General features: G+C 72.7%; 20 protein-coding genes. 14 read left to right on the top strand and 6 right to left on the bottom strand.

The window, feature by feature from the left end; all coding sequences use genetic code 11:
* The first annotated feature begins 157 nt into the window (after nt 1-157).
* From ACFY3C_RS19720 to ACFY3C_RS19685, 8 genes are all read left to right on the top strand, one after another.
* Nucleotides 158-847: a hypothetical protein gene (locus tag ACFY3C_RS19720; protein WP_390771647.1), complete on the top strand. Its 690-nt coding sequence runs from the start codon at nt 158-160 to the stop codon at nt 845-847.
* A 157-nt stretch (nt 848-1004) separates the two neighbouring features.
* Entirely contained in the window at nt 1005-1847 is an 843-nt protein-coding gene (locus ACFY3C_RS19715) for a nitrilase-related carbon-nitrogen hydrolase (protein ID WP_386576168.1), read from the top strand.
* Nucleotides 1844-3127: an aspartate aminotransferase family protein gene (locus tag ACFY3C_RS19710; protein ID WP_390771646.1), complete on the top strand. Its 1284-nt coding sequence runs from the start codon at nt 1844-1846 to the stop codon at nt 3125-3127. The genes ACFY3C_RS19715 and ACFY3C_RS19710 overlap by 4 nt, the downstream gene beginning before the upstream one ends.
* A 17-nt stretch (nt 3128-3144) precedes the next feature.
* Nucleotides 3145-4722, top strand: a complete 1578-nt coding sequence (locus ACFY3C_RS19705) for a PucR family transcriptional regulator (RefSeq protein WP_386576166.1) — start codon at nt 3145-3147, stop codon at nt 4720-4722.
* A gap of 155 nt (nt 4723-4877) precedes the next feature.
* On the top strand, nt 4878-5720 hold the full coding sequence (locus tag ACFY3C_RS19700; protein ID WP_386576165.1) for a nitrilase-related carbon-nitrogen hydrolase: 843 nt from the start codon (nt 4878-4880) through the stop codon (nt 5718-5720).
* A gap of 31 nt (nt 5721-5751) precedes the next feature.
* Nucleotides 5752-7155 carry a dihydropyrimidinase gene (gene hydA, locus ACFY3C_RS19695; RefSeq protein ID WP_390771645.1) on the top strand — a complete coding sequence of 468 codons (1404 nt, stop codon included), beginning with the start codon at nt 5752-5754 and terminating at the stop codon, nt 7153-7155.
* Nucleotides 7156-7167: 12 nt separating this feature from the next.
* Nucleotides 7168-8187 carry a TIGR03842 family LLM class F420-dependent oxidoreductase gene (locus ACFY3C_RS19690; protein WP_390771644.1) on the top strand — a complete coding sequence of 340 codons (1020 nt, stop codon included), beginning with the start codon at nt 7168-7170 and terminating at the stop codon, nt 8185-8187.
* A 160-nt stretch (nt 8188-8347) separates the two neighbouring features.
* Nucleotides 8348-9901: an NCS1 family nucleobase:cation symporter-1 gene (locus ACFY3C_RS19685; protein ID WP_390771643.1), complete on the top strand. Its 1554-nt coding sequence runs from the start codon at nt 8348-8350 to the stop codon at nt 9899-9901.
* Nucleotides 9902-10805: 904 nt separating this feature from the next.
* Here the strand turns inward: ACFY3C_RS19685 and ACFY3C_RS19680 are convergent.
* Both ACFY3C_RS19680 and ACFY3C_RS19675 read right to left on the bottom strand, forming a co-directional pair.
* The gene (locus tag ACFY3C_RS19680; RefSeq protein ID WP_386576160.1) at nt 10806-11462 is read right to left on the bottom strand and encodes a hypothetical protein; all 657 of its coding nucleotides are present in this window, start codon (nt 11460-11462) and stop codon (nt 10806-10808) included.
* Nucleotides 11459-11776: a hypothetical protein gene (locus tag ACFY3C_RS19675; RefSeq protein ID WP_386576159.1), complete on the bottom strand. Its 318-nt coding sequence runs from the start codon at nt 11774-11776 to the stop codon at nt 11459-11461. The genes ACFY3C_RS19680 and ACFY3C_RS19675 overlap by 4 nt, the downstream gene beginning before the upstream one ends.
* Nucleotides 11777-12024: 248 nt before the next feature.
* Here ACFY3C_RS19675 and ACFY3C_RS19670 point away from each other — a divergent pair, with 248 nt between their 5' ends.
* The 3 genes from ACFY3C_RS19670 to ACFY3C_RS19660 are packed head-to-tail and all read left to right on the top strand — an operon-like array spanning nt 12025 to nt 17035.
* A complete protein-coding gene (locus ACFY3C_RS19670; RefSeq protein WP_390771642.1) occupies nt 12025-15720 on the top strand; it encodes a CHAT domain-containing protein in 3696 nt (1231 codons plus the stop codon).
* On the top strand, nt 15717-16382 hold the full coding sequence (locus ACFY3C_RS19665; protein WP_386576157.1) for a hypothetical protein: 666 nt from the start codon (nt 15717-15719) through the stop codon (nt 16380-16382). The genes ACFY3C_RS19670 and ACFY3C_RS19665 overlap by 4 nt, the downstream gene beginning before the upstream one ends.
* 32 nt (nt 16383-16414) lie before the next feature.
* Nucleotides 16415-17035, top strand: a complete 621-nt coding sequence (locus ACFY3C_RS19660; protein WP_390771641.1) for an RES family NAD+ phosphorylase — start codon at nt 16415-16417, stop codon at nt 17033-17035.
* 116 nt (nt 17036-17151) lie between these two features.
* Here the strand turns inward: ACFY3C_RS19660 and ACFY3C_RS19655 are convergent, their stop codons facing one another.
* The 3 genes from ACFY3C_RS19655 to ACFY3C_RS19645 are packed head-to-tail and all read right to left on the bottom strand — an operon-like array spanning nt 17152 to nt 20262.
* Entirely contained in the window at nt 17152-18780 is a 1629-nt protein-coding gene (locus tag ACFY3C_RS19655; RefSeq protein WP_390771640.1) for a hypothetical protein, read from the bottom strand.
* Entirely contained in the window at nt 18755-19519 is a 765-nt protein-coding gene (locus tag ACFY3C_RS19650; protein ID WP_390771639.1) for a hypothetical protein, read from the bottom strand. The genes ACFY3C_RS19655 and ACFY3C_RS19650 overlap by 26 nt, the downstream gene beginning before the upstream one ends.
* A gap of 41 nt (nt 19520-19560) precedes the next feature.
* Complete coding sequence (locus ACFY3C_RS19645; RefSeq protein WP_386576153.1) at nt 19561-20262, bottom strand: hypothetical protein; 702 nt, start codon at nt 20260-20262, stop codon at nt 19561-19563.
* A 238-nt stretch (nt 20263-20500) separates the two neighbouring features.
* On the opposite strand from ACFY3C_RS19645, the gene ACFY3C_RS19640 reads away from it, so the two are divergent.
* Nucleotides 20501-21178 (top strand): 4Fe-4S single cluster domain-containing protein, encoded by a 678-nt coding sequence (locus tag ACFY3C_RS19640; RefSeq protein ID WP_390771638.1) that lies wholly within the window; start codon nt 20501-20503, stop codon nt 21176-21178.
* On the opposite strand, the gene ACFY3C_RS19635 is transcribed toward ACFY3C_RS19640, so the two are convergent.
* Complete coding sequence (locus ACFY3C_RS19635; RefSeq protein ID WP_390771637.1) at nt 21153-22352, bottom strand: macro domain-containing protein; 1200 nt, start codon at nt 22350-22352, stop codon at nt 21153-21155. The two genes, ACFY3C_RS19640 and ACFY3C_RS19635, sit on opposite strands and share 26 nt — an antisense overlap.
* Nucleotides 22353-22522: 170 nt before the next feature.
* Between ACFY3C_RS19635 and ACFY3C_RS19630 the strand changes: the two genes are divergently transcribed.
* Nucleotides 22523-25171: a protein kinase gene (locus ACFY3C_RS19630; protein ID WP_390771636.1), complete on the top strand. Its 2649-nt coding sequence runs from the start codon at nt 22523-22525 to the stop codon at nt 25169-25171.
* Nucleotides 25168-26778, top strand: a complete 1611-nt coding sequence (locus ACFY3C_RS19625; protein ID WP_390771635.1) for a hypothetical protein — start codon at nt 25168-25170, stop codon at nt 26776-26778. Before ACFY3C_RS19630 ends, ACFY3C_RS19625 begins: the two co-directional genes overlap by 4 nt.
* The last annotated feature ends 14 nt before the right edge of the window (nt 26779-26792 follow it).

The following is a 26792-nucleotide window of genomic DNA, read 5'->3' as shown; positions in this document are numbered from 1 at the left end:
GCGCCCGGCAGGGGCCGTCGCCGACCCGGCAGTTCCTCCGCCCGCCGCGCATCCCACCGCAGCCCCCGCCCACGAGGTAACCCCTGTGCCCGCCCCTGAGGCGCCCACCCCCGCCAAGCCCCGTAAACGGCGCCGCGGTAGTGCCCGGTTCGCTGGGATGGTTGAGGACGAGGGCGCCCCGGTCGTCGTGCCGCAGGCTCCTGTTGCTGCCGTACCCGAGGTGGCCGTCGGGCGGCGTACCCCGCGTGGGGCGCGGTTTGCCGGGGCTGCGGAGGGGGGTGAGGCGGTTGAGGCGCCCGTGGAGGTGGTGGTGGATGCCGAGGCGGGGGCGGCCGTCGCAGGGGTCGTGGAGGAGTTGGTGCGGCTGCGGCGCGAGGGGCGTACCGGTGAGGCGCACGTGCTGTTGGTCGAGATCGCGCGGTGGCCCGCCGCTCGGTTCCCGCTGCTCGCGGACCGGCTGCAGCGTGCCGGGCTCGGTGCCGACTGGGCCACGCTGCTGTGGGAGGCCGCCTCACTGCCCGCCGAGCGGCTGGTCGCCGCCGCCGACGCGCTGGAGGCGGCCGGGCGGGTCGCGGACGGGCAGCAGATGCTGCGGCAGGGCGTGGCCAGGCCGGCCGAGGAGATAGGCGCCGCCGTGCTGGGGCTGGACGCGGAGGGGCGTGGCCGCGAGGTACGGGCCCTGCTGGACGCCTACGTGAGCGTCCGGACGCCGGAGGAGGCCGCCCGCAGCGCCGGAGCCGACCCGAGCCGCCTGGTCCCGCTCCTGCTGGAGGCCGCCCGAGGTGTCTCGGAGGAGCGCCACTGGGACCTGGTGCACGCCCTGAGGGTCGCCGGATTCACCGCCTGAGCGTCCTTCTGCTCACCCTAAGGAGTGCGAAACGTGATCGACTCAGCGGGTTAACGACGATGGTCTTGGCAAGGACTTCATCGAGGCTTACTTTCGACCCTCTACGGGCCGTTTCTACGGGCGTAGAGGCTCGGACGTCGCGTCGAAGGAGCAGCTCATGGCCAACGTCGTACGTGCCGCACTGGTTCAGGCCACCTGGACCGGCGACACCGAGTCCATGGTGGCGAAACACGAGGAGCACGCCCGCGAGGCGGCCCGTCAGGGCGCGAAGATCATCGGGTTCCAGGAAGTCTTCAACGCCCCCTACTTCTGTCAGGTCCAGGAGCCGGAGCACTACCGCTGGGCCGAGCCGGTGCCCGACGGGCCCACCGTGCGGCGGATGCGGGAGCTGGCCCGCGAGACCGGCATGGTGGTCGTCGTCCCCGTCTTCGAGGTCGAGCAGTCCGGCTTCTACTACAACACCGCGGCCGTGATCGACGCCGACGGCACCTACCTCGGCAAGTACCGCAAGCACCACATCCCCCAGGTCAAGGGCTTCTGGGAGAAGTACTACTTCAAACCCGGCAACCTGGGATGGCCGGTCTTCGAGACGGCCGTCGGCAAGGTGGGCGTCTACATCTGCTACGACCGTCACTTCCCGGAGGGCTGGCGGCAACTGGGGCTGAACGGCGCACAGTTGGTCTACAACCCGTCCGCCACGCACCGAGGTCTGTCCGCGCATCTGTGGCAGCTGGAACAGCCCGCCGCGGCCGTCGCCAACGAGTACTTCGTCGCCGCCATCAACCGGGTGGGGCAGGAGGAGTACGGGGACAACGACTTCTACGGGACGTCGTACTTCGTCGACCCGCGCGGCCAGTTCGTCGGCGACGTCGCCAGTGACAAGGACGAGGAACTCGTCGTCCGGGACCTGGACTTCGACCTCATCGACGAAGTGCGGCAGCAGTGGGCCTTCTACCGCGACCGCCGTCCCGACGCCTACGAAGGGCTGGTGCAGCCGTGAACGACCTCTACTCCCGCCACCGGAATGTCCTGCCCGACTGGCTGGCCCTCTACTACGACGAGCCGCTGGAACTCACGCACGGCGAGGGCCGCCATGTCTGGGACTCCGCCGGCAACAAGTACCTGGACTTCTTCGGCGGCATCCTCACCACCATGACCGCGCACGCGCTGCCCGAGGTGACCAAGGCGGTCAGCGAGCAGGCCGGCCGGATCCTCCACTCCTCGACCCTCTACCTCAACCGGCCGATGGTCGAACTGGCCGAACGCATCGCCCAGTTGAGCGGCATCCCGGACGCCCGCGTCTTCTTCACCACCTCCGGGACCGAGGCCAACGACACCGCCCTGCTGCTCGCCACGACCTACCGGCGCAGCAACACCGTCCTGGCCATGCGCAACAGCTACCACGGCCGCTCCTTCAGCGCGGTCGGCATCACCGGCAACCGCGGCTGGTCCCCGACCTCGCTGTCCCCGCTGCAGACCCTGTACGTCCACGGCGGCGTCCGCACCCGGGGCCCGTTCGCCGAGCTGGACGACCGCGGGTTCATCGACGCGTGCGTGGAGGACCTGAAGGACATCCTCGGGCACACCCGCCCGCCGGCCGCGCTGATCGCCGAGCCCATCCAGGGCGTCGGCGGCTTCACCTCCCCGCCGGACGGGCTGTACGCGGCCTTCCGCGAGGTGCTGAACGAACAGGGGATCCTGTGGATCGCCGACGAGGTGCAGACCGGCTGGGGCCGTACCGGCGACCACTTCTGGGGCTGGCAGGCGCACGCCCAGAGCGGCCCGCCGGACATGGTCACCTTCGCCAAGGGCATCGGCAACGGCGCGTCCATCGGCGGGGTGATCGCTCGCGCCGAGATCATGAACTGCCTGGACGCCAACAGCATCTCGACGTTCGGCGGCACCCAGATCACCATGGCGGCCGGCCTCGCCAACCTCACCTACCTCGTCGAACACGACCTCCAGGGCAACGCCCGGCGCGTCGGCGGACTGCTCATCGAGCGGCTGCGGGCCGTCGCCGCCCAGCTGCCGGGCGTGCGGGAGGTGCGCGGGCGCGGACTCATGATCGGCGTCGAACTGGTCAAGCCGGGCACGGACGAGGCCGATCCGCAGGCGGCCTCCGCCGTCCTGGAGGCGGCCCGCGAGGGCGGCCTGCTGATCGGCAAGGGCGGCGGCCACAACACCAGCGCCCTGCGCATCGCCCCACCGCTGTCCCTGACCGTCGCGGAGGCCGAGGAGGGCGCGGCGATCCTCGAACGCGCGCTGAGGAGCACGCACTAGAGAACGGGTGTACCGCCATGACCACCACCTCGGTGACCTCGCACACCGGCTTCGAACCCGCCCTCTCCGTCCGCCAGGTGCTCACCCTGGAGCGGGTGCAGGCCGGGGAGCCCGAGGTGGTGGCCGGAGCCGGGCAGCTCGACCGGCCCGTGCGCTGGGTGCACGTCGCCGAGGCCGCCGACGTCGGAGTGATGCTCAGCGGCGGCGAGATGGTGCTCACCACCGGTGTGCTGCTCGCCGGTGACGAGGCCAAGCAGGTCGAGTACATCCAGTCCCTGCACCGGGCGGAGGCCGCGGCCGTCGTACTCGGGCTCGGCCGGGCCTTCCCCGCGCCGCCCGAGGTGATGCGCCGGGCCGCCGAGCGGTGCGGGCTGCCCATGGTCGTCCTGCACCGGCCCTTCCCCTTCGCCGAGTTGACGGAGGAGGTCCAGTCCCGGCTGGTACGTCGGAAGTTCGCCGCCGTGAGCCTGTCGGAGACCGTACGGACCGCCCTCACCGGGCTGATCACCGCGGGCGCTCCGCTGCAGCGGCTGCTCGACGAGGTCGCCCAGCACAGCGGCTGCCCGGTCGTCGTCACCAACCTCGCCCACCGTGTCCTCGCCACGGCGGGGGAGCGGCCCGCCGTGGACGACGTGCTGCGCGACTGGGAGCGGATCGCCCGGCAGGCCGGCGGCAGTGTGGGCGACGGCTGGATCCACGCCGAACTGGGCGGCCGCGGGGAGCGCTGGGGCCGGCTGCTGCTGTGCGGCTACCGGGGCGACACGGCCACCGGGCGGCTGCTCGCCGACCGGGCCGCCGAGGCCCTGGTGCTGCACCGCATGCTCGGCGGTGGCTCCGCCCACACCTGGGAGGAGCAGTCCGCGCAGAGCCTGGTGACCGACCTCGTCTCCGGAGTCGTACCGGCCAGGCAACTGCTGCCCCGGGCGCGGGCGGCCGGGCTGCCGGTGAACCGGCGGACCTTCGTGCCCCTCGTCGTCCCGGCCGGGGAGCCGGACCAACTGGAGCGGATGCTGCGGGTGTTGGGCCTGTCCGGGCTGGTCGCCGAACTGGCCGACGGCGCCACCGCCGTACTCCTCAGCCTCGCCCGCGACCAGCAGGCCGACGCGCTCACCGCGCACTTCGCGGCCCGGCTGCGGACCGAGACCGGCCTGCCGAACACGGTGGTCGCCGCCGCCGATCCGCGCACCGACTGGGACGACGTGCCGGCCGGGCTGCGCGAGGCCCAGCATGTCGCCGACGCCGTGGCCGACTCGGCGGCCGCCCTCGACCTGCCGGCCGTCGTACGCCTGCGCGACGTCCATCTGCGCGGCCTGATCCGGCTGCTCAGGGACGACCCGCAGGTGCAGTCCTTCGCCGAGCGCGAGCTGGACGGACTGCTGTGCGGGGCCGACCAGGAGCTGCTGAACGTGCTGCGCACCTACCTGGCGACCGGGCGCAACAAGTCCCGTACCGCCCAGCTCCACCACGTCTCGCGGCCCGCCCTCTACCGGCGCCTGGAGGCGATACAGACCCGGCTGGGCGTCGACCTCGACGACTTCGAGCAGGCGGCCTCCGTGCACATCGCGCTCCTCGCGCACGACGCGCAACAGGGGTGAAACATGCTACGACCTGGGAAAACGGCGGTGAAACATGGGCTCGCAGACGCGTGACACGGTGGCACGCCGACCGCCCGCAGACGTGACACGCTGCCACTCAAAGGCTCCCTCGCGGCTTTCTAGGCTCACCGGACACCGAGCTACCGGAGGTCCCGATGAGCCGAGTGATCCGTGCCGCCCTGTTCCAGACGGCCTGGACCGGCGACAAGGAATCCATGATCCAGGTCCACGAGCAGGCGGCCCGCGACGCGGCCGCGCAGGGCGCCCAGGTGCTGTGCTTCCAGGAGCTGTTCTACGGCCCCTACTTCTGCCAGGTCCAGGACAAGGCGTTCTACGAGTACGCCGAGCAGATCCCGAACGGCCCCACCGTCAAGCGCTTCCAGGCGCTCGCGAAGGAGCTGGGCCTCGTCCTCGTCCTGCCGATGTACGAGGAGGAGCAGCCGGGGGTCCTGTACAACACCGCGGCCGTGATCGACGCGGACGGCTCCTACCTGGGCAAGTACCGCAAGACCCACATCCCCCAAGTCCAGGGATTCTGGGAGAAGTTCTACTTCCGCCCCGGCAACAGCGGCTGGCCCGTCTTCGACACGGCCGTCGGCAGGATCGGCGTGTACATCTGCTACGACCGCCACTTCCCGGAGGGCTGGCGGGCGCTCGGTCTCGGCGGTGCCGAGATCGTCTTCAACCCGTCGGCCACCTCGCGCGGACTGTCCCGCTACCTGTGGCAGCTGGAGCAGCCGGCGGCGGCCGTCGCCAACGAGTACTTCGTGGGCGCGATCAACCGGGTCGGCGTGGAGGACCTGGGCGACAACGACTTCTACGGCACGACCTACTTCGTGGACCCGGAGGCCCAGTTCGTCGGCGAGGTGGCGAGCGACAAGGAGACCGAACTCGTCGTACGCGACCTGGACCTGGCCAAGCTCCGCGAGGTCCGCGACCGCTGGCAGTTCTACCGCGACCGGGCCCCGGGGGCGTACACGCCGCTGACCGCACCCTGACCCCACAGTCCACCCTGGCAGGAGAGGGACCATGAGCAGCCGTACCGTCATCCGCGGTGGTCTCGTCATCACCGCGTCCGACGAGATTCACGCCGACGTGCTGATCGAGGACGGCCGCATCGCCGCCCTCGCCGCCTCCGGCACCCCCGCCGCCGAGGCGTTCACCGCCGAGCGGGCCATCGACGCCACCGGGAAGTACGTCATCCCGGGCGGCGTCGACGCCCACACCCACATGGAGCTGCCGTTCGGCGGCACCTTCGCCTCCGACACCTTCGAGACCGGCACCCGCGCCGCGGCCTGGGGCGGGACCACCACGATCGTCGACTTCGCGGTGCAGAGCGTCGGCCGCACCCTGCGCGAGGGCCTGGACACCTGGCACGCCAAGGCCGAGGGCAACTGCGCGATCGACTACGCCTTCCACATGATCGTCTCCGATGTGAACGACGAGACGCTCAAGGAGATGGATCTTCTGGTCGAGGAGGGCGTGACCAGCTTCAAGCAGTTCATGGCCTACCCGGGCGTCTTCTACTCCGACGACGGCCAGATCCTGCGCGCCATGCAGCGCTCCGCCGACAACGGCGGCCTGATCATGATGCACGCCGAGAACGGCATCGCGATCGACGTCCTCGTCGAACAGGCGCTGGCGCGAGGCGAGACCGACCCGCGGTACCACGGAGAGGTGCGCAAGGCCCTCCTGGAGGCCGAGGCCACCCACCGCGCCATCCGGCTCGCACAGGTCGCCGGGGCGCCCCTGTACGTCGTGCACGTCTCGGCCATGGAGGCGGTCGCCGAGCTGGCGCGGGCCCGGGACGAGGGGCGACACGTCTTCGGCGAGACCTGCCCGCAGTATCTGTTCCTGTCCACCGACAACCTCGCCGAGCCCGACTTCGAGGGCGCCAAGTACGTCTGCAGCACGCCCCTGCGGCCCAGGGAGCACCAGGCCAAGCTCTGGCAGGGCCTGCGTACCAACGACCTCCAGGTGGTCTCCACCGACCACTGCCCCTTCTGCTTCGTGGGCCAGAAGGAGCTGGGCCGCGGCGACTTCTCCAAGATCCCCAACGGTCTGCCCGGCGTCGAGAACCGCATCGACCTGCTGCACCAGGCCGTCGTCGACGGGCACATCTCCCGCCGCCGCTGGATCGAGATCGCCTGTGCCACCCCGGCCCGTATGTTCGGCATGTACCCGAAGAAGGGCACCATCGCCCCGGGCGCCGACGCCGACGTCGTCATCTACGACCCGCACGCCGAGCAGGTCATGTCCGCACAGACGCACCACATGAACGTCGACTACTCGGCGTACGAGGGCAGGCGGACGACCGGCCGGGTCGAGACCGTTCTCTCGCGCGGCGAACCCGTCATCACCGAGCGGGAGTACACCGGACACGCCGGACACGGTGTCTACACCCCGCGCTCCACCTGTCAGTACCTCACCTAGGAGTGGCGCACCATGGACTTCGGACTCGTCCTGCAGACCGACCCGCCGGCCTCCCGCGTCATCAGCCTGATGCAGCGGGCCGAGCGCAACGGCTTCACGTACGGGTGGACCTTCGACTCCGCCGTGCTCTGGCAGGAGCCGTTCGTCATCTACAGCCAGATCCTCTCCAACACCTCGAAGCTGACGGTCGGCCCGATGGTCACCAACCCGGGAACCCGCACCTGGGAGGTCACCGCCTCCACCTTCGCCACCCTCAACGACATGTTCGGCAACCGCACGGTCTGCGGCATCGGCCGCGGTGACTCCGCGATGCGCGTCGCCGGCCGCAAGCCCAACACCCTGGCCCGAATCAGCGAGGCCATGAAGGTCATCCGGGCCCTGGGCCGGGGCGACGAGGCCGACCTCGGCGGTACCGTCGTCAGGTTCCCGTGGATCAAGCCGGGCGCCGAACTCCCCGTGTGGATGGCCGCGTACGGACCCAAGGCGCTCAAGATGACCGGCGAGGAGGCCGACGGGTTCATCCTCCAGCTGTCCGACCTGTACCTGACCGAGTACATGGTGAAGGCCGTGAAGGACGCGGCCGTCGCCGCCGGCCGTGATCCGTCCGAGGTGACGATCTGCGTGGCCGCCCCGGCGTACGTCACCGCGGACGACTCGCCCGAGGCGCTCGCCCACGCGCGGGGCCAGTGCCGGTGGTTCGGCGGCATGGTCGGCAACCACGTGGCCGACCTGGTCGCCAAGTACGGCGAGCACTCCGGCCAGGTCCCCGACGAACTCACCGACTACATCAAGGCCCGCGAGGGGTACGACTACTCCCACCACGGGCGCAGCGACAACCCCGACACCGAGTTCGTGCCCGACGAGATCGTCGACCGGTTCTGCATCATCGGGCCCGCCGAGAAGCACATCGAGAAACTCACCGCACTGCGCGAACTGGGCGTCGACCAGTTCGCGGTGTACGACATGCACGACGCCCAGGAAGCCACCATCGACGCCTACGGCACGACGGTGATCCCGGCCGTCAACGCCTGACCGCAGCACACCGGTTGATCCACCTTTTGATCTCCCCCTTCCCGCCGTCCCGGGGAGGGGGCCAGGGCGCTTTCCCCTCGCCAGAGGTCGGGGCGCACCCCCCTCGGAGCCACCCGCACGGCCTATCCCCGTCCCACCCCTCTGTTCGATTGGCCTGCTCATGACCGACACCGCTCCCACGGCCATACCGCCGACCGCTCAAGTCACCCGCGCCGACGGCCGGGTGGAGATCGCCCCTGGTTCGCCGCAGCCCAGCGGCCCCTACGCCAACGCTGACCTGCTCCCGGTCCCCGTGGCGAAGCGCACCTGGACGACGTACAACTTCTCCGCGCTGTGGGTCGGCATGGCCCACAACACGGCCTCCTGGACCCTCGCGTCCGGGCTGATCGCGGTGGGCATGGACTGGAAGCAGGCCGTCTTTACCATCGCCCTCGCCAACCTGATCGTCCTCGTCCCCATGCTGCTCACCGGGCACGCGGGACCCAAGTACGGCATCCCCTTCCCGGTCTTCGCCCGCGCCTCCTTCGGCGTGCGCGGCGCCAACCTGCCCGCCGTCGTACGGGCGTTGGTGGCCTGCGGCTGGTTCGGCATCCAGACCTGGATCGGCGGCGAGGCCATCTACTTCCTGGCCGGCAAGCTGATCGGCGACAGCTGGGCGAACGCCTCGCACATCGGCGGCTACGCCTGGACCATGTGGCTGTCGTTCGCGATCTTCTGGGTGATCCAGGTCGCCATCATCTACCGGGGCATGGAGACCATCCGCCGCTTCGAGAACTGGGCCGCGCCCTTCGTGCTCGTCGGCGCGTTCGTGATGCTGTGGTGGATGAGCAGCAAGGCCGGCGGCGTCGGCCCGCTGTTCGACCAGCCCTCCAAGCTGGGCTGGGGCGGCGAGTTCTGGAAGCTGTTCTGGCCCTCGTTGATGGGAATGATCGGCTTCTGGTCCACTCTGTCGCTGAACATCCCTGACTTCACCCGCTACGGCAAGAGCCAGAAGGCCCAGACCTGGGGGCAGGCCCTCGGTCTGCCGACCACGATGACCCTCTTCGCCTTCCTCTCCGTGCTCGTCACGTCCGGCTCGCAGGCGGTCTACGGCCAGCCGGTCTGGGACCCGGTCCAGCTCGCCGCCAAGACGGACAACGTGGTCGGTCTGATCTACGCCCTGGTCACCGTGCTGGTGGCGACCCTCTCCGTGAACATCGCGGCCAACCTGGTCTCCCCGGCCTTCGACTTCTCCAACGTCGCGCCCCGCAGGATCAGTTTCCGCACCGGCGCCCTGATCACCTCGGTCCTCGCCGTGCTGATCTTCCCGTGGAAGCTGTACTCCGACCCGCAGGGCTACATCTTCACCTGGCTCGGCCTGGTCGGCGGCCTGCTCGGCACGGTCGCCGGCATCCTCGTCGCCGACTACTGGATCCTGCGCCGCACCCGCCTCGCCCTCGCCGACCTGTACCGCGCGGGCGGCCGCTACTGGTACGCCGGCGGCTGGAACTGGCGGGCGGTGGTCGCCTTCGTGACCGGCGGCGTCCTCGCGATCGGCGGCGCGGACTTCCACCCCCTGATCGACGGCCGCCCCATCCCGGCACTCAAGTCCCTCGCCGACTACGGCTGGGCGGTGGGCCTCGGCACCTCGCTGGTGCTGTACGTGGCGCTGACACTGCTGACCGGGCGGAGGGAGGAGACGCCGGGGACGCCGGAGCCGGCAGAAACCGCTTGAGCGAGGGCCCGCTCCGGCGCCCTGTCTGACCGACGCGCCGTTCGGCCGGTGGGTGGTCCGACGGCGGCCGGTGCGAGCGGGGCCGGTCCGGCCGGTGGCCGGTCTGCCGGGTGCTGTTGGCGGTGGGGCTTACCACCGGGAAGCAACCCGTCCTGCCGCGGCCCGCCCTGCTGGGGCCAGTTCCGCTGACGCGCTGACCAGTCGGAGGGAGCACGCGGCGGAGGCTGCCTGAGCGAGGCGTGGCCGCCGACGGCCCGTCCGGGTGCCTGGTCTGACCGGTGCATGGTCCGGCCGACCCCCGTTCCTCCGGCGGCCGGTCCGGCCGTGCCCGGTTCGACGGGTGGCCGGTCTGCCGGGCGCCGTCGGCGGCGGGGCCTGCCACCGGGGGCCGCCCCCGCTGCGGCTCGTTCCGCTGGCGCTGCTGATCGGTGGAGGGAGGACGCGGCAGCGGTCGGTTGAGCGAGGCGCTGCCGCCGACGGCCCCTCCGGGCGCCCGGTCGACCGGCGCCCGGTCTGACCGACCTCCGTTCGTCCGGTGGCCAGTTCGGCCGCGGTCGGTTCGATGGGCGGCCGGTCTGTCGGGCGCCGTCGGCGGCGGGGCCTGCTACCGGGAGGCGGTCCGCCCCCGCTGCGGCCCGTTTCGCTGGCGCTGCTGATCGGTGGAGGGAGGACGCGGCGGAGTCGCTTGAGTGAGGCGTTGCCGCCGACGGCCCGTCCGGGTGCCTGCTCTGACCGGCGCATGGTCCGACTGACCCCCGGTCGCCCGGTGGCCGCGGTCCGACAGTGGTGGTTCGACGGGTGGCCGGATTGCCGGGCGCCGTCGGCGGCGGGGCCTGCCACCGGGAGGAGGCCCGCCCCGCTGCAGGTCGTTCCGCTCTGCCCCTGCCCGCTCCGGTGCCCGCGGTCACTCGGAGGACGCGCCCCCGGGACAGGTGTCGACCGCAGCCACGGCCTCGGCCTGGGCGAGTTGCACCGTGACCTCGCCGGTGTCCGTCTTCACGAGCAGGCGTCCGGCGTCCGTGCGCACCGGCTCGCCGCACACCTCTCCGGAGGGAGTGCGCACCAGGATCCGGGGGCCGTCCTTCTCGGGGCCGTACCAGGTCAGGGCCACCCCCGTGACGAGCATCGCCCCGCAGGCGATCGTGAGTAGGACCCCACGGGTGAGGGCCCGTACCGTGCGGCGGGTCTCCATGTGGTCGCCCAGGTGCAGCGCGGCGGCCGCCGCGGGTACGCCGGTGGGCAGCCGGACACCGGTGGGTGCCCCGTGCGCCGCCCGGAGCAGCAGCAGCGCGCCGAGCGTGCCGAACACCAGGCACAGCAGGAGCGCGCCGCCCACCAGGGCGTCGTACGGGGAGGCCAGTTTCCCCACGTCGGTGCGGCCCTTGATCAGGCCGAAACTGAGCAGTCCGACGAAGAGGGCCGCGAGCCCGTTGCGCCAGGCGAGCGCCGCCTCCCGGGCACGGGCCAGCTCACCGGCGAGCAGCTGCCTGGTCAGCCGCCCCGCCTGCCGGTCGGCGGGGGTCGCGGGAGGACCCGGCCGTACCTGCCATCCCGGCGTCATGTGCGCCCCATGAGGACGTTCCAGTAGGCGCCGCACCCCTTCTCCTCGGGCGGACGCCCAGGGTGTTCGGCCTGGCACTCGCAGAGCACCGGGACGTGCGTCGGCCGGGGCGTCCGGCGCAGGGAGCGGAAGACCCGGTCGGTGTGCGTGTAGGTGAACGTGCAGCCGCAGCGCGGACATCGGCCGTGCAGCACCGCCACCCCGTCGTCCGCGGCCTCGACCCGCAGGCCGGTCGTGTAGCTCGCCGCGTAGTCGTCCCGAGTCGTCTCCACGTACGGTTCGAGGGCGCCCGGCGCCGGTGCGGAGTCCGTCACCGCATCCTCTCCTTCCCGGATTCTTCCCGGGCACCCAGCATGGCGACTTCCCTTGTCCGGCGCCACGGCCGGAGCCGATCACGCCCCGAACACGCCCACCCGGGACTCCCGTCGACCCTCAACACCCCATGGATCGGGCGGAATCCGTCCGGGAACCGGGCGTTGTCCGGCAGGATGCCGAGGAGGCGCGCGACAACCGGCCGCCGGACCGGGGGGAACGGGCACCATGACGGCGGAGGGGATGACGCATGAGTGATGCCGGGGACGTACCAGCTGCCGACCGCGCCGCCGACGTGCTCGGGCGCACGGCCGGGATCTCCGTCCCGCTCGACCCGGACGAGTACGAGGGGACGCGAGGGCCGGGGCTCGATGGGATGGTCGAGGAACTGGAGTCGGTTCACGCCGAGTTGACGCAGCAACAGGGGTGTGAGGCGACGGCCGCGGTGGTGGAGGCACGTCTCGGGAGGTGCCTCGCCCTGAGGTTCGCCCTGGAGTGCGCCCCTGCCGACCGGGAGCGCGCGGTGCGAATCCTGGACGGGGCCCGTACGTCGGCCCTGCTCGGCGACGAGGACCGGGAGGCCGCGCGCCGGGACCTCGTGTTGGTGCTCGGCTCGCGACTGGTGCGGCTGAACCGCGAGGCCTCGCCCGGAGCCGAGAGCCACTGGACCATCGACCAGCTGATGTCCATGCTCGCGGTCGGAACCCCCCTCGCACACGGCGGTTCGGGCATGGTGGAGGACACCGGTCTGCTCGTGCGGCTGCTGCTCGAACGTCACCAGGAGCGCATGACACCCGAAGAGCGTGACAATCTGCAGGGTCTGGGCGCGTTGACCGATGCGCTGCTGAAGGGCGAGACGGACGCGGTCGTCAGAGGGGTCCGGCACCTCCTCGCCACCATGTCGGGCAGGGCGCTGCCGCCGCCGCTGCGCGTCCTGATGCCGGTGATGAACTCCATGCTCGAGGACGGCCTCGCGGCGCTCCCGGAGACGGGGGCAACCGGCGTCGCGCCGTTCGACGACCCCGACGAAGCTCGGGAAACCCAGCACGTCCGAACCCAACTCCTCGCCCTGGCGGAGGTGATGTCACCCGGAACCGTCGCGCCGCACGAACTGCCCAGGCTGCTCGCCGAACTGTCCGGAGAGGGGGATCCCACGCAGGGGGAGGACGGCAGCACCCCCCTGCCGTCCAGGATGGTCGCCGCCCTCTTCCATGCCACCCTCGCCGCCCGCACCGGGGACTTGGAGGGGTTCCGGGAAGCGTTCCGGCTCATGCACGAGGCTCATGCCAAGGGGGAACTCGACAGCCGCGTGCACGCCGAATGGCTCCGCACAGTGGTACCCGGACTGCTTCTCGCGGCCGCCCTCACCGGTGGCAGCCTTCAGGACGAGGACATGGCCCGGGCCCTGCTCGAAGCGCAGCAGTGGGACGACGACCCCGCGAGCCGCACCGCCGCCTCGCTGCGCCTGTGCGGGGAGACCATCCGGCTGAACGAGAAGCTGATGTCCGCCCTGGACAGCGGCGACGACGGGGCGGTGGAGGACGTCATCGACGCCCTGTGCGAAGTGGAGCTGGACGAGACCTACGACGGCGCCGAGGAATGGACCGGCGCCCTGCTCGGCTTCGTGCTCGGCAGCGCCTATCTGGGCCGCGTCGTGCTCGCTCCGTCGGCGCACGACAGGACGGACCACCTGCGCGCGGCCGCACACCACCTCCAGCGGGCCGTGGAGACTTCGGTGGAGATGCCCGCCCTGCGCGGCGTCCTCGACGGCACCTGGGCCCCGCTGATCACCCTGACGGCGATCGCCGAGTCGGACCCCAGCCGTATCGCCGAGGGCGTGCGGCGCACCAGGAAGGCCCTGGAGAGCCCCGGATTCACCCCCGACTGGCGGCCCAGGTCGCGTGGCGGCATCGCCATCGCCCTGGACACCCTGCACATGCTCACCGGAGACCCCGAGCCGCTGGACGAGGCGATCGCGGAGCTGGAACAGGCCCTGGCGGAACTGCCCGACGGCACGCCCAGCGGCGCCCGCCTCACCTGGGACCAGGCCGTGCTCCGGGCCAAGCGCGCCACCCTCCGGGCGGACACGCCCGACGCCGACGAGCTGCGTGCCGCCGTCGGCCTTGCCCATACCTCCCTCAGGCTCGCCGCCGACGACGTACTGCTCCAGCAGGGCGTCCGCCGTGGCCTGCGCATCGCGCGCGCGGCAGCCGACCGGGGCCGCAGCGCGGCCTTCTGGGCGGTGCGAGCCGGGCTCGCCGAGGAAGCGATCGCGTGTCTGGAGGCGGGCCGTTCCCTGGTGCTCGGCGCGGCGGCCGTCTCGTCGGGCGTCGCCGACCGCCTGACGGCCCTCGGCGAGACCCGACTGGCCGAGCGCTGGCGCAGCGCCGCCGCGGCCGACCGCGCGTGGGACCGGACCGACGACCGCTCCCTGCTGGAGCTGTCGGCCGCGGCGGGCACGGGCACCGGCCTCCCCGGTGACCTGCGGGACCGCTCCCCGCTGGAGGTGCTGGCCGAAGCGGGCGCGGGCGCCCCCGATCTCCCCGGTGACCTGCGGCGCCGCTCCCTGGACGTGCTGCGCGGGCAGGGCGACGCCGACGTACAGCCGGTGTTCGCCTCCGTTGGCGACCTGCGCGCCGGGCTGGGGGAGACGGGAGCGGACGCGCTGCTCTACCTGGTCCCCGGCGTCGACGGCCCGGACGGGGCCGTCCTGGTCGTCACCCGCGACGGCCCCGTCGAGGCACTGCCCCTGCCCGGCCTCGCCTCCGCCGGCCGCGCGCCCGTGGCGGAGTACCTGGAGGCCGGTGCGCACCGGCAGCGCCTGGAGGCCGCCGCCCTCGACAGCCCCGACACCGTCAACCCGAGGGACACCCGGCGCGCCGAGCGGCGCTGGCTCGGCGCCCTGGACCGGATGTGCGAGTGGGCCGGCGACGTGCTCGGCCCCGCACTGGACCACCTCGGGGTCTGGGACCGCGCCCTCGGCGAGGCCGGCTTCCTCGGCGCCTCCGCCGATGCCGTCGGCTGCCAGGCCGTACGGCTGGTCCTGGTGCCCTGCGGTGAACTCGGGGTCGTGCCCTGGCAGGCGGCCGTCCTGCGCCCGCCCGCCTCGTACGACGCGCCGCGCGCCGTGCGGGCCTGCGAGGTCGCCGTCCTCACGCACGCCGCGTCCGGCCGGGAGTTCCTGCGCGCCGCGGCCCGCCGGCGCATGGACCCCGCCGACCGGCCGGCCCTGGTGTTCCACGGGACGGACGACCTGGAGTGGGCCGAGGACGAGATCGAGACGCTGGCCGAGGTCTACTACCCGCGGGCTGTGATCCACCGCCCCGACGACGCCCCCGCCACCCCGGAGACGGTGCTGGCCCTGCTGGGCGGCCGGGCCGCCGTCCCCGCCTCCCTGGTGCACATCGCCTGTCACGGGCTCGCGGGTCCTGACCCGACCCGGTCGGCCCTCCAGCTGGCCGCGCCGGCCGAGGCCGCCTCCGGTGGGGCCCTCACGCTGAGCACCCTGCTGGAGACGCCCGCCGAGGGCGACGCCTTCCGGTCGGCCGGGCCGCTCGTCGTGTGCGGCGGCTGCGAGACGGACCTCACCACCCGCGATCACGACGAGGCACTGACCGTCACCTCGGTCATGGTGCACCGGCTCGCCGCCGACGCCGTCGGCTCCCGCTGGAAGGTCGACGACAAGCAGTCCGAGGTGCTCATGCTCGTCCTGCACGACGCGCTCGCCCAGGGACTCGCCCCGCCGGACGCGCTGCGCGCCGCCCAGCGCTGGATGCTCACCGCGCCCGGCGAGCGGCCGACCGTGCGCGGCCTGAAGGGCATCTCCGCCCGCCGCCTCACGGAGGACTTCCGGGACCGGCCCGACACCTGGGCGGCCTTCGTCCACCACGGCAACCCCGCACCGGCGGCGCGTTCCGCCCGGCCCCAGGAAGGAGAGCGCGTATGACGTCGGAGGAGCTGCTCAGGCTCCTGGAGAGTCACTGGACCACCGTCATCACCGGGCTCGACGACGACGACCTGCATCTGCTCTCCCGCACCTTGCGGGAGATGAAGGAGGAGGCCGCTGCCGGGAACCCGCCGGGTGTCGCACGCGCCGTACGCCGGCTGAGGCGGACGTTGTCCGCGCTGCCGCCCGACCACGCGGTGTCCGAGGCGCTCGGCGGCCACCGCTACGCCTCCGGCACCCACGAACTGCCCAGCCTCACCACGATCGACGCGGTGATCGACGTGCTCGGCACCCCGCCGCCCGACCCCGGTGAACTGCTGCGGGCGGCCCGCCGGCGGCTCCTCGCCGCACCGGCGCTGACCGAGGACGAGCACGCCGCGCTGCACGGCGGTGCGGACACACCTGCCGGTCTGATCCGACTCCGCGATCCGGACCGCGGAATCCGCTATCCACGCTTTCAGTTCAGGGCCGGCACGGGCGAACCGCTGCCCGTCGTCCGCCGGATCAACGAACTCCTCCGGGCGGACCGGGACCCGTGGGGGGCCGCCGACTGGTGGCTGGGCGGCAACCGGTGGCTGGGTGGCGTCCCCGCGGACCTGCTGGGCGTCCTGCCCGACGAGGAGCTGGAACGCGCCGCCGCCGAACTCGTGGGGGCGCTCTGATGGTGGGTCAACTTCCGCCCAGGGGCGCCGTGATGAAGCCGTTGGTCACGGTGGTGCCGGCGAGCACCCTCGTCTGGCGGTGCCATGAGGAGCAGTACGCGGCCGGCGAGTTCAACCCGAGCGTCGCGCACGAGTTCTTCAAGGGCAGCCGCTTCGATCCCACCGAGAAGGATCCGTACCCCTACCTCTACGCGGCCCTCGACCCCGTCACCGCGCTGTCCGAAGTGCTTCTGAGGTCGGTCGAGTTCAGCGACGGCAGCGGGGTGCGGCAGATTCCGTGGGCGCAGGCGTCCCGGTACGTCCTCTCGGCGGTCCGCACCACGGCCGACCTCACCCTGGTGGACCTCACGACCGCCGAGGGGCTGGCCGCCGTCTGGCAGGACGGCTGGCTGATCGACACCGACGAGTACGCGGGTACCCGCTACTGGGTACGGGTGATCCGTGAACGCAGCAGCGATGTGCAGGGCCTGTGGTGGACGTCCAGGCGCTGCAGGCCCCGCCCGGCGCTCCAGCTGTTCCAGGACCGCTGCCCGGCCGGCCCGCTCGACCCCAGCCCGCAGGAGTGCCTCCGGCTGGCGTCGACGGACGACGTGCGCGAGGTCAACCGGCTGCTGGCACCGCTGCACGCGGTCATCTCCGTGCCGGAGGAGTGACTGGAGGAGTGAGCGGACACCGCGACCGCAGGTGACGGAACGCAAAGGCCCCGACCCACATCAGCGGGTCGGGGCCTTTGCGTGACCGGCGCACCGGTCCGGCGTCCACCGGCCGTTCAGCGGTCCCGGGCCGGTTCGCGGCGGACCGACGGCGGCAGCAGTGGCCAGTTCCGCGACAGGCGCATCGCCGACTCGGTCACGGCGGGATCCTTCGACGCCGTCATGACCTCGCCCAGATACCTGGCGGCGGCGGCCTCGTACAACTTGCGGGCCGAGGCCATCCGCTCGTTCGCGGCCTCCAAGCGGGCCTGCCGCCGGTCCTCGGCCGTCTCCTGGGCGGCCCGGGCCCGCTCGGTGGCGGCGATGCTCTCCTCGTGCCGCCGCAGCAGCCCCGTACGCCGCTCCACCGCCGTGCGGAAGGCGTCGAGGAAGGGGTGTTCCCGGAACAGGCCGAGCATGAATCCGACACCGCCCGAGAGCAGGAGCAGCGCACAGAACAGCCAGGTCACCGTCTGGGTCGACAGGTGCAGCCGGTCCACCAGCGTCGTGGTGTCGCCGGCGGAACCGCCGATCCCGCGGAAGCCGCCGGCCGCCTTGGCGGGGCCCGGACTGTCGTGCTGGGTCACGAACTTGGCGCGGAGCAGGCCCAGCGCCCAGGTCAGGCCGCCCCACACGCCGAGCAGCGACACCGCCGGTATCCACCCGCGGCGCGGCGATCCCGTCGCCGCGCGCCACCGCAGCATGAGCCCCGACAGGTGCGGCAGGATCAGCATGATGACGGCGGACGAGACCGCCAGCCCGCCGGACATGAAGTCCCCGCCCGTGCTGCCGACCCCGTGGAAGGGCTGGTACGCGACCCAGTAGATCGGCACCTCGACGGCCATGATGACGCCGAGCAGGGCCCAGGTCATCCACCGGGGCAGACCGGGGCGGGTCTGCAGCCCCTCCCAGCCGTGGGCCGACGCGCTGTCGCGGGTCTCGGCGCGCGCGGCACGGTACACCTCCCCTATCGCCGCGGACGCGCTGCCGTCCGGAGCGGCGCCGGTCGTGGACACCGACTGCCAGTCGTCGCCGCCCGGATCCGCCGCCGCGTCCTGGCCGGCCGCGGTCTGCTCCGGTTCGTCCTCCCGGATGCCGGGTTCCGCCGCGCTCCGGGAGCCGGCGGTCCGTGGCTCGGCCGCCTCCGGGAAACGGGCCCGGAGCCAGCGCTCCTCCACCCGCTCGCGCAGACTGTCCCGGAAGCGGAGCCAGCGGGCCGAACGGACCGCCAGCAGATCGAGCTGGCGGCGGGCCGTCTCGATCTCCTGCTGGGTCTCGCGCAGGCGCTCGACCAGGATCCTGGTCTCGGCCTCCCCGGCGGTCACGTCGGAGCCCGACTGGGCGTCCAGGAGGCGTGCCGCCTCCTCCTGGAGGTTCAGCTCCTCCTCGATCCGGTGGACGACGGCGTCCCGCACGGACGCCAGTTCCGCGAAGTACGGCACCCGGTCGCCGCTGTTCAGCACCCACGGGTCCAGCGTCCTGCGCCGGGCGTCCAGCCGGCCCCTCTTCTTGGCGTCCTTCAGGAGTCCGCGTTCCCCCCGGTCGTCGATGACCAGGGGCAGCCGGCTGGTGCGCGCGCCGGTGGCGGCGGGCCCGGGCCGGGTCCCGGTGCCCGGCTGTGTGGTCCGGCCCGTGAACGGCAGATAGCGGGCGATCCGCCGCCGGCGCGGTTGCGGCTCGTCAGCGCTTGTACTTGTTGTCGACATGTGCCTTGGCCCTCCCCTCGAGTGCCTCGGTCCAGAAGGACTCGAAGTCGTCGGCCTCGCTGGGCTTCGCCTTGTACTGCATGCCGAGCCCGACCGGGAAGACGTCCATCCCCTTGAGGCCGGGCAGGCCGCGCTTGTTCACGAGCGAGTCGATGACCTTGTTGCGCGCGGACTTGGTGGAGATGTCCTGCCGCGACAGATGGAACTCCGGGTCGGCCTGGTCGAAGTCGCTCACCACGAGCAGCTTCGGCGCCGGGCCGTCGGTGGGGACGGACTCCCCGATGCGGGTCAGCGCCCCCCACACGTCCGAACCGTTCTGCGTGCGCGCGCACTTGAGCTCGGCGAGGGCCGCGACGGCCGCGGCCGTCTGGGCGTTGGCACGCTGGACCTTCTGGTCGGTGGTCGCGTCGTGCGGCGGGTCGAGGTCCACCTCGTCCTGCCGGCAGGACGAGCTGCGCGAGGAACGGGTGATGGGGGCGAAGTCGAGGGTTCCGCACTTCTGGTCGGTGAGGAACCCGATGAGGCTGTCCTTCAGCTTGGCCTCCGAGTCGAATCCCTCCTTCACCGCGGCGGCCGACCCCGAACCGTCGACGACCAGCCCGCAGGGGGTGGTGAGGGCTTCCTCCTGCTTGCTGCAGGACACGAGAGCGCCGAGCGCGCACACCAGCGGGACGAGGACGGTGAGCCGGCGGGCGGCGCGGACGGTGGACCGACGACCGGTCCGGGCCGAGTGCTGCACGATGATGGTCCTTGGCCTTCCTGGAAGACGATGAGCGGTGATCACCTGCGGACGCCGTTCGAGGCATCGCCGTGCCGCGCCGGGCCCGAACGGCCGCGCGCGGACTGGTGGTCGAGGATGTGCAACGCCTGTGCGACCGCCGACGGGTCGGCGTCGCGCCCCGGCGCGTCCGGGACGTACCAGCGGTCGCTCAGCAGCCCGTCGTCGAGGCGGGCCCAGGTGCCGTCCAGGGCGATCTCCCCGGGCAGCCAGCCCGTGGGCCGCCGCCCGCTGACCTGGTCGTCCTTCCGGGCACGGGCCCAGGCGGCGTCCCAGTAGCAGGCGAGCAACTGGTTTGCCTCATCGGCGAGTTGCTGGGCCTGCTGACGGCAGACGGCGGCGGCCGTGCGCCACTCCCCGACGCACTCTCCGAACCGGGCGAGCGCGGCCGGAGCCGGATCCACGGGCTCGGTGTACCGGGTCACCACCCGCACCGACTCGCTCTGGATGCGGACATGCAGCGCGCGGTGCCGTGCCAGCGTGCGGGACCGCAGCCGTGCGGTGCTGTGCCGAACCTGTGCGCGAAGCCCCAGGACGTAGGGCGGCAGACTGTCGTCGGAAGGCGCGCTTCCGGCGAACGCGTCCGCCAGTAATTCCCGCAGACCGTCCGCGTCCCGACGGCCATGGAACCGGGCGCGTACCGAAGACAGGTACCCGGCTCTCAGTCGTCGGACCCGGACACCTATTCGACTTTTGCTGATCATTTCGAAGGTCCCCCATTCCTCGCGCGCGGTCCGGGTGGGAAGGCGCCGCGATGGGGGAGAGAGTAGCGGAGCAAAACCCCCGGAGGGATGCGGATTTCAAGGAAATCGATCACTCTCTTCGGGAGTTCCGGAAAACAACCGGATCTCGCCCGGCGGACAGCCGGATGAGCGCCTTCCGGCAATTGCGGGCGCACATCGCCGCGCTGGATACTCCAAGCCGGTGCGAAGAGGAGATGCCGTGGAAATACGCCTCGACGGGACCCACTACCCGTTGGAAACGCTGGGCCCGGGAAGGCGGCTCGGCATCTGGTTGCAGGGCTGCTCGCTGGCCTGCGCCGGGTGCATGTCCCGGCACACCTGGGACCCGGAGGCCGGGACGGTCACCACAGTCTCCGAGGTGCTCGCGCTGTGGCAACAGGCCCTCGCCGACGGGGCGGACGGCCTCACGGTCAGCGGCGGCGAGCCCCTGCAGCAGGCGGCGGCGCTCGCGGAACTCCTGGCCGGCGCGGCACGGCTGAGGGACGAGGCCCGGCGGCACGAGGGGAGCGCCGGGCCCCGCTCCACCGACCTGCTCGTGTACACGGGGTACGAGCACGAGGAGTTGACGCCGCAGCGGCGCCGGGCCCTCGTCGGCGCGGACGCCGTGATCACCGGCCGGTTCCGGGTCGCGGAGCCCACCCCGCTGGTCTGGCGCGGCTCGGCCAACCAGCGGATCGTCGCCCTGACACCGCGCGGCGCCGCCCGCTACGCCCCCTACCTGGCACAGGAGTCGGCCGGACCGCGCCTGCAGATCGGCGCCGGCGAGGACCGGGAGCTGCGGCTCTACGGAGTGCCGCTGCGCGGGGAACTCGCCGAGATGGAGCGCCTGCTCAGACAGGCCGGGGTGGCCTTCACCGAGCGGAGCTGGCGGCCATGAGCATACGGGCGTGGCTCTCCTCGGGCGTGACCACCAGCACCGACCAGGACGGGTCCCGGCGCAGCTCCTGCCTGATCGCGCCGAGCAGTGCGCGGGCCGCGGTCTCGACGGACAGGCCGCCCCGGCCGGTGCCCATCAGCGGAAAGCAGATCGAGGACATCGGCAGTGACAGGAAGTCGGCCTCGTGGCGCGCCAGTTCGAAGGACGCCCGCACCGCCTCGGCCAGCACGGCGGGTGTCACGTGGTAGCGCTCACCGTCGCCGACCGGGGCCGCGATCGCCGCGTGGTGGATACGCCGTACCCCCTGCGCGGCCAGCGCGCCGGAGGACGTGGCGACGACCGTGCCCGGCCGCACGGGCACGCCCGACCTGCCGTGCGTCCGCAGCCACGCCCCCAGTTCGCGGGCGAGGACGTCGTCCACGATCTCGCCCGAGGCGTCCCGCAGCGCGGCGGCCCGCCGCAGGGATCCGGACACCGTGGAGCGGAAGGTCTTGGACATCTCCAGAAACGTGTTCTCCGAGGAGACGAGGATGTCCACGTCCCGCACCAGCTCGATCGGGCACACCCGGACGGTGATCCGGCCCGCCGGTGCGGCGGCTCCCGGCCGGGCGCCCGGGTGAGCGGGGCGCTGGGGCGGGACACCGGCGGCGGCAGGTGCGGCGTGCACCGGGGGTGTCGTCGGCGGCAGGGTCACCAGCTCGGGTCGGCCGCTCGCCCAGGAGTCACCTGTCCGCGGGCCGGCCGTCTCCCGTACGCACGCCTCCCGGGCCACGACCAGGACCGCCGCCGCGAGTTCGGCGATGACGTCGCGCTCCTGGCTCTTGCGGAAGCGCTCGGTCGTCACCCCGTAGACTCCCGCCGCGGCCTTCCTCCGGTCGGTGCCGGGGACCCCGCGGCGGGAGGGGAAGATGCCGAAGGTGTGGGCGGCCGCGCGGGCCAGCGGATCGCAGGAGTCGTCGTCCCGCACGGGGTGCCCACCGGCCAGCCGGCGCACCGCCGCGCCCAGCAGGTCCTCGATGCCGCTCTGTTCGTCCTGTTCCCCGCTGCACAGACCGGCCGCGACGGCCGCCTCGCGCAGCGAGTCCCTGGGGCAGTGGCGCAGCCCGGGCAGACCGCGACGCCGCAGTTCCCGAAGTTCGTCTACGAGACTTTCGTGCGAGGGCAACGGGTGCATGATACGCATCGTAGTCCCGGCGGGTTAATCGCTGAAGATCCGGGAAACTCCCCGTCGCACGAAGGGATTTCGGATATCTTCATCGTCCCGCGACTTGCGCATCGGGCCGATTCGTTCCGCGCCGTGTCCCTGTGGCGTACCCAGCGCGTTTCCTGGAAGGTCGGAAGTCGATGAGCACGCCGCCCACCCGAGTCGTCGATCCCGATGACGGCGGGTTCACCAATGCCCGGGCCGTGGAGACACGTCCAGTCCTCTCCGACGTGCCGCCTGAACTGGCGGACAGGTTCCCGCTCGTCGCCGTGCTGTCCGGCGCACGGCGGCCCGCCGAGGCCGTGGTGCTGAGGGTGCGCGACCAAACGGCCCGTCACGGAGCGGCCGAGATACCCCTGGTACTCAAGTGGTACCACCGGCTGCACGCCCCCGGGCCCGACATCGAGCAGGAGTTGAGGGAACTCGCTGAGCAGTCCGCTCCCCACCTGGAACGGCTCCTGGAGACCGGCGAGGCGCACGGACACCCCTGGCACCTGTACTGGTCGCACGGCGAGGAGACCCTGGAGAGGTACCACGCCGACCACCCCCGCGGGTTAGGCCCCGAGGGCGTGAAGAACATGGTGAGCCAGCTGTACGACGCCGTCACCGCCCTCCATGAACGGGGCGTCGTGCACCGGGACATCACCCCCGACAACATCATGGTGCAGACCCGCCGCGCCGACACGGCCGACCTCGTCCTCATCGACTTCGGCGCCGCCGTCCACCGGCCCGACGAGGCCGAGGAGCCCCGCACCGACTGGCGTGGCAAGCCCCTCTACCTCGCGCCGGAGGCGGGGCTGCTGCGGCAGACCGTCTCCGAGGCCGGCGACTGGTGGTCGCTCGGCATGGTGATCGCCCAACTCGCCCTCGGCAAGCACCCCATCGACTTCCGCCGCGACGAGGAGGTCCTGCGGGAGATCGCCACGCACGACCCCGACCTCGGCGGCATCAAGCACCGAGGGACCCGCCGGCTCTGCGAGGGCCTGCTCACCCGGGCGCCCGAGAATCGCTGGGACGCCGAGAAGGTGCGGGACTGGCTGGACGGCAAGGACCCCGACGTCGCCCCGCGCACCGACGAGCGGATCTTCGGCGCCGACACGACGCGCCCCGTGATCCAGCCCTTCCCGTTCATGGGCCAGGAGTTCACCGGGACCGACGCTCTCGCCCTCCATCTGGACCAGAACCACGTCTCCGCGGCACGCATGCTGGCCGCCGACGACGACCGGGCCCGACTCGTCGTCTGGCTGCGCCAGTTCGAGACCACCGGCGACCGCAGCCCCGAGGAGCTGCGCCGGCTCAAGGCCCTGCTGGACGAACTGGCGCAACCGCCGTCCGCCGCCGGTCTGGTACAGCTCCTGAACTGGCTCGGTCCCCTCCTCGACGTCTCCTGGCACGGAGCGGACCTGGACGTACGGAGCATGCGCCTGCTGTGCCAGGGGGCCAGGGACGGGAACGCCGACGCCGTCGCCCTGATCCGGCACCTGGCGGACCAGCCCGCCGTCCTGACCGGACTTGCCCAGCGGCCGGGCGGCAGCGGACTGGACGAGACCGGCCGCGCGTGGCGCACCCTGCGCGCCCGGTGGGAGCCCACCGTCCGGGAGCTGCTGCGCGGCCACGAGATCGGCCGGGTCCGCGGAGCCCGGGCGGCCCTGCGGCAGACCGTGGCGGTGGACGCCTGGCTCCTGCAGCTGGCGCGCGAACCGGAACGCACCAGGAGCCGGCTCACCGACGCGGTGCTGCGCAGGCGGGCACAGTTCCTGGAACGCGTTCCCTGGTTCGACGCGCTGCTCGACGCCCAGCAGGACGACCTGCGCCTGCTCGCCGCCCACCTCCTCTGCGGCCACGCGGAGACCGCGGCGCAAGAGCTGAGGCAGCGGCGCGTCGTCGAGGAGAGCGCGCGGATCTTCGCGGCGGACCAGGACGGGCTCCGCGACGTACTGCGGCGGATGGACCGCCTGCCCACCCTGGGCTGGGCCCTGCTCGGCGCGACGGTCGTCACGGCCCCGTGGACCTTCGTCATCGGCCTCGCCGACGTGCTGGGCCGCGCCTCCCAGGATGCCGTGGTGACGGCCTGGCTCGAGGCGCTGCCCGCGGCCGCGTTCGTCTTCGGGGTGGAGCTGTGGACCGCGGTGTACATCGGCCCGCCGTTCTACCACCCGGAAAGGTCGTTGGCAGGCCTCCTGATCCGCAACGCGGAGCGCCCCGGCCGGCTGGCACGCACCCGGGCCGGCCTCTTCATCACAGCGGCGCTGCTCATGCTCGCCGGCTTCCTGGGCTTCTACGCGATCACCCACGCACCCTGGGTGTGGCCGCTCGCCTCGGCCGTCGCCGTCGCCGTGTGGAGCGTGCGCCGCTGCCGGGCCTGGTGGCGTCTGCGGCACCCGCGCGACCCCGAGACCGAGTGGAGCCTGCGCCGCCTCCTGGCCTGGTGGCGCGGACGTCATGAGCGCCGGAGGCTGCGGGCGGGTCGGCGGCCGCCTTGGTGGAACCTGCCCCGTCTTCTGGCGTGGTGGTGGCACGGACGTCATGAGCGCCGGAGGCTGCGGGCCGGTCAACTGCCGCACGACCCCCGGCCCGAGTGGAGCCTGCGTCGTCTTCTGGTCTGGTGGTGGCACGGGCGCCATGAGCGCCGCAGGCGGCGGGCGGGCGACCGGTGGTACCGGTGGAGCCCGCACCGATTCCTGGACCGGTGGCGCAGGCTCCGTGAGCACCGGACACGGCGAGCGGGCCGCCCGCAGTCCGCGACGACAGCCGAGACGAAGTCCGAAAGCACAGGAGGACAGGCATGAGTTCGGGTCTCGCCTTCCCGACGGTGACTGCGGTGGCACCCGCCGTGACCTTCCCGCCGCCCCCGCCGCCCATCGACCCCCAGGCGGTGCCGCACACCGGCATGCTCCACCTGCACGACCCGGTCGCCCACGTCTCCTCCCACGTCGCCGACGCGGCCGGGCACGCGGTGCATCAGGCCGCCGACGCGGCGCTGCAGGTCCTCGGCTCACTCAGCGGCGTCCTGCTCGCCGGCCGGGCCGCCCTGCTCACCACCCGTGTCCTCGCCGCTGCGGCGGTGCGGGCCGCGGAGGAGCAGCGCTGCCTGGAGCGGCAACAGGAGCTGGCCGCGACGGCCGCCGAGCAGTGGCAGGCCGCCGCGTACGCCGTCGTCCGGATCAACGCCCGCAGGCGCGCCCTGCTGGCGCGGGTGGCCCGGGCCACGGCCGCGGGCGGCCCGGCCGGAGCCCCGCCGCGCCCCGACCTGCCACCGCCGCTGGAGCCCGTCGGCGAGCGACTGTGCGACCTGCGGCAGGAACTGGCCCGCAGCGAGGAGGCCGTGCGCCGGGCGGAGGAACGGCACGCGGCGTGGGAGCAGCAGCGGCTCAGCGCGGAACTGCGGCTGGACGAGGAGGACGACGCCTTTCAGCGCGCCCTGCGCGAGAGCCGGCAGCGGGCACTGCGGCGGTTCTCCACGGAGCGCACCGCCGAGGCCGAGGGACGACCGACGTCCCGGACGGCCCCCGGCCCGCGCCCCCAACCCGGCCTGGACGTGGAGGAGGTCCGCCGGACCGGGGCGGAGATCCTCGGAGAGCTGGACCCGCACGCCGTCTCGGAGGCCGCCGAACTCGCCGCGGGGGCCGTCCGGCACGCCGTGCGCCGCGCGGCCGACGACCCCCGCCGGGCGCGCATCCACCTCAACGAGGCGCGCAAGTACGTCCGCGACGCCAACAAGGACGCGCGCCTGACCCGGGAGGCCCAGGAACGCGCCGCGCTGCACTACGACTTCCTCGTCTACGAGACCCCGAAGGGCGCCGAGGACCTCGCCCCGGCACCGGAGGCCGTGGAACTGCTCCGGCGAACCCTGGAGGACGGCGTCCAGCTGAGCAAGGACGAACGAGACCTGGTCGAACGCGCCGTGGACGAGCGCCGCTGCGCACTGGAGGCCCTCTACGTCAGGGAGCAGTGCGCCGGCGCCGTCGAGGAACTGGCCAGGAGGTTCGGCGGGCACACCGAGGCCGGTCGGCCCGAGGGGCAGGAGATTCGCCTCGACTGGACGCCGGACGGCTGGGAGCCCGATCACTGGCTCAGGGCGACCCTGGTCGACGGCGAGCTGAGCGTGGCGACCATGTACCACGGCGACCCGGGGGAGCGGACCCCCGAGCAGCGCGCCCTCGACGACGTCCGCTGCGCGGAGACCCACGAGCGGCTCGCCGAGTTCCAGCAGATCACCCAGGGACTGGGACTGGGCCTCGAGTTCGAGGTACGGACCGAAGGAGCGCTGTCGGGCGTGCTGGGGGAGGGCGCCGTGACGCTCGGCGAGCTGCCCCAACAGGACACCGGCAGCCCGGCGGACACGCGCTGGGAACCTCCACGACACAAGACCGTCGACGGCGACGAACGCCGCTGAGACCGCCACTGAGC

Source organism: Streptomyces sp. NPDC001410 (assembly GCF_042895235.1).
Lineage (GTDB): Bacteria > Actinomycetota > Actinomycetes > Streptomycetales > Streptomycetaceae > Streptomyces.
Note: the sequence above shows the minus strand (reverse complement) of the source record. Positions and strands in the feature narration are given on the sequence as shown.

Bases quoted from the DNA above. Each gene is read 5' to 3' on its own strand.
- ACFY3C_RS19720 (WP_390771647.1), top strand. From the start codon at position 158: ATGGTTGAGGACGAGGGCGCCCCGGTCGTCGTGCCGCAGGCTCCTGTT.
- ACFY3C_RS19715 (WP_386576168.1), top strand. From the start codon at position 1,005: ATGGCCAACGTCGTACGTGCCGCACTGGTTCAGGCCACCTGGACCGGC.
- ACFY3C_RS19705 (WP_386576166.1), top strand. From the start codon at position 3,145: ATGACCACCACCTCGGTGACCTCGCACACCGGCTTCGAACCCGCCCTC.
- ACFY3C_RS19700 (WP_386576165.1), top strand. From the start codon at position 4,878: ATGAGCCGAGTGATCCGTGCCGCCCTGTTCCAGACGGCCTGGACCGGC.
- hydA (WP_390771645.1), top strand. From the start codon at position 5,752: ATGAGCAGCCGTACCGTCATCCGCGGTGGTCTCGTCATCACCGCGTCC.
- ACFY3C_RS19690 (WP_390771644.1), top strand. From the start codon at position 7,168: ATGGACTTCGGACTCGTCCTGCAGACCGACCCGCCGGCCTCCCGCGTC.
- ACFY3C_RS19685 (WP_390771643.1), top strand. From the start codon at position 8,348: ATGACCGACACCGCTCCCACGGCCATACCGCCGACCGCTCAAGTCACC.
- ACFY3C_RS19680 (WP_386576160.1), bottom strand. From the start codon at position 11,462: ATGACGCCGGGATGGCAGGTACGGCCGGGTCCTCCCGCGACCCCCGCC.
- ACFY3C_RS19670 (WP_390771642.1), top strand. From the start codon at position 12,025: ATGAGTGATGCCGGGGACGTACCAGCTGCCGACCGCGCCGCCGACGTG.
- ACFY3C_RS19665 (WP_386576157.1), top strand. From the start codon at position 15,717: ATGACGTCGGAGGAGCTGCTCAGGCTCCTGGAGAGTCACTGGACCACC.
- ACFY3C_RS19660 (WP_390771641.1), top strand. From the start codon at position 16,415: ATGAAGCCGTTGGTCACGGTGGTGCCGGCGAGCACCCTCGTCTGGCGG.
- ACFY3C_RS19655 (WP_390771640.1), bottom strand. From the start codon at position 18,780: ATGTCGACAACAAGTACAAGCGCTGACGAGCCGCAACCGCGCCGGCGG.
- ACFY3C_RS19645 (WP_386576153.1), bottom strand. From the start codon at position 20,262: ATGATCAGCAAAAGTCGAATAGGTGTCCGGGTCCGACGACTGAGAGCC.
- ACFY3C_RS19635 (WP_390771637.1), bottom strand. From the start codon at position 22,352: ATGCACCCGTTGCCCTCGCACGAAAGTCTCGTAGACGAACTTCGGGAA.
- ACFY3C_RS19630 (WP_390771636.1), top strand. From the start codon at position 22,523: ATGAGCACGCCGCCCACCCGAGTCGTCGATCCCGATGACGGCGGGTTC.
- ACFY3C_RS19625 (WP_390771635.1), top strand. From the start codon at position 25,168: ATGAGTTCGGGTCTCGCCTTCCCGACGGTGACTGCGGTGGCACCCGCC.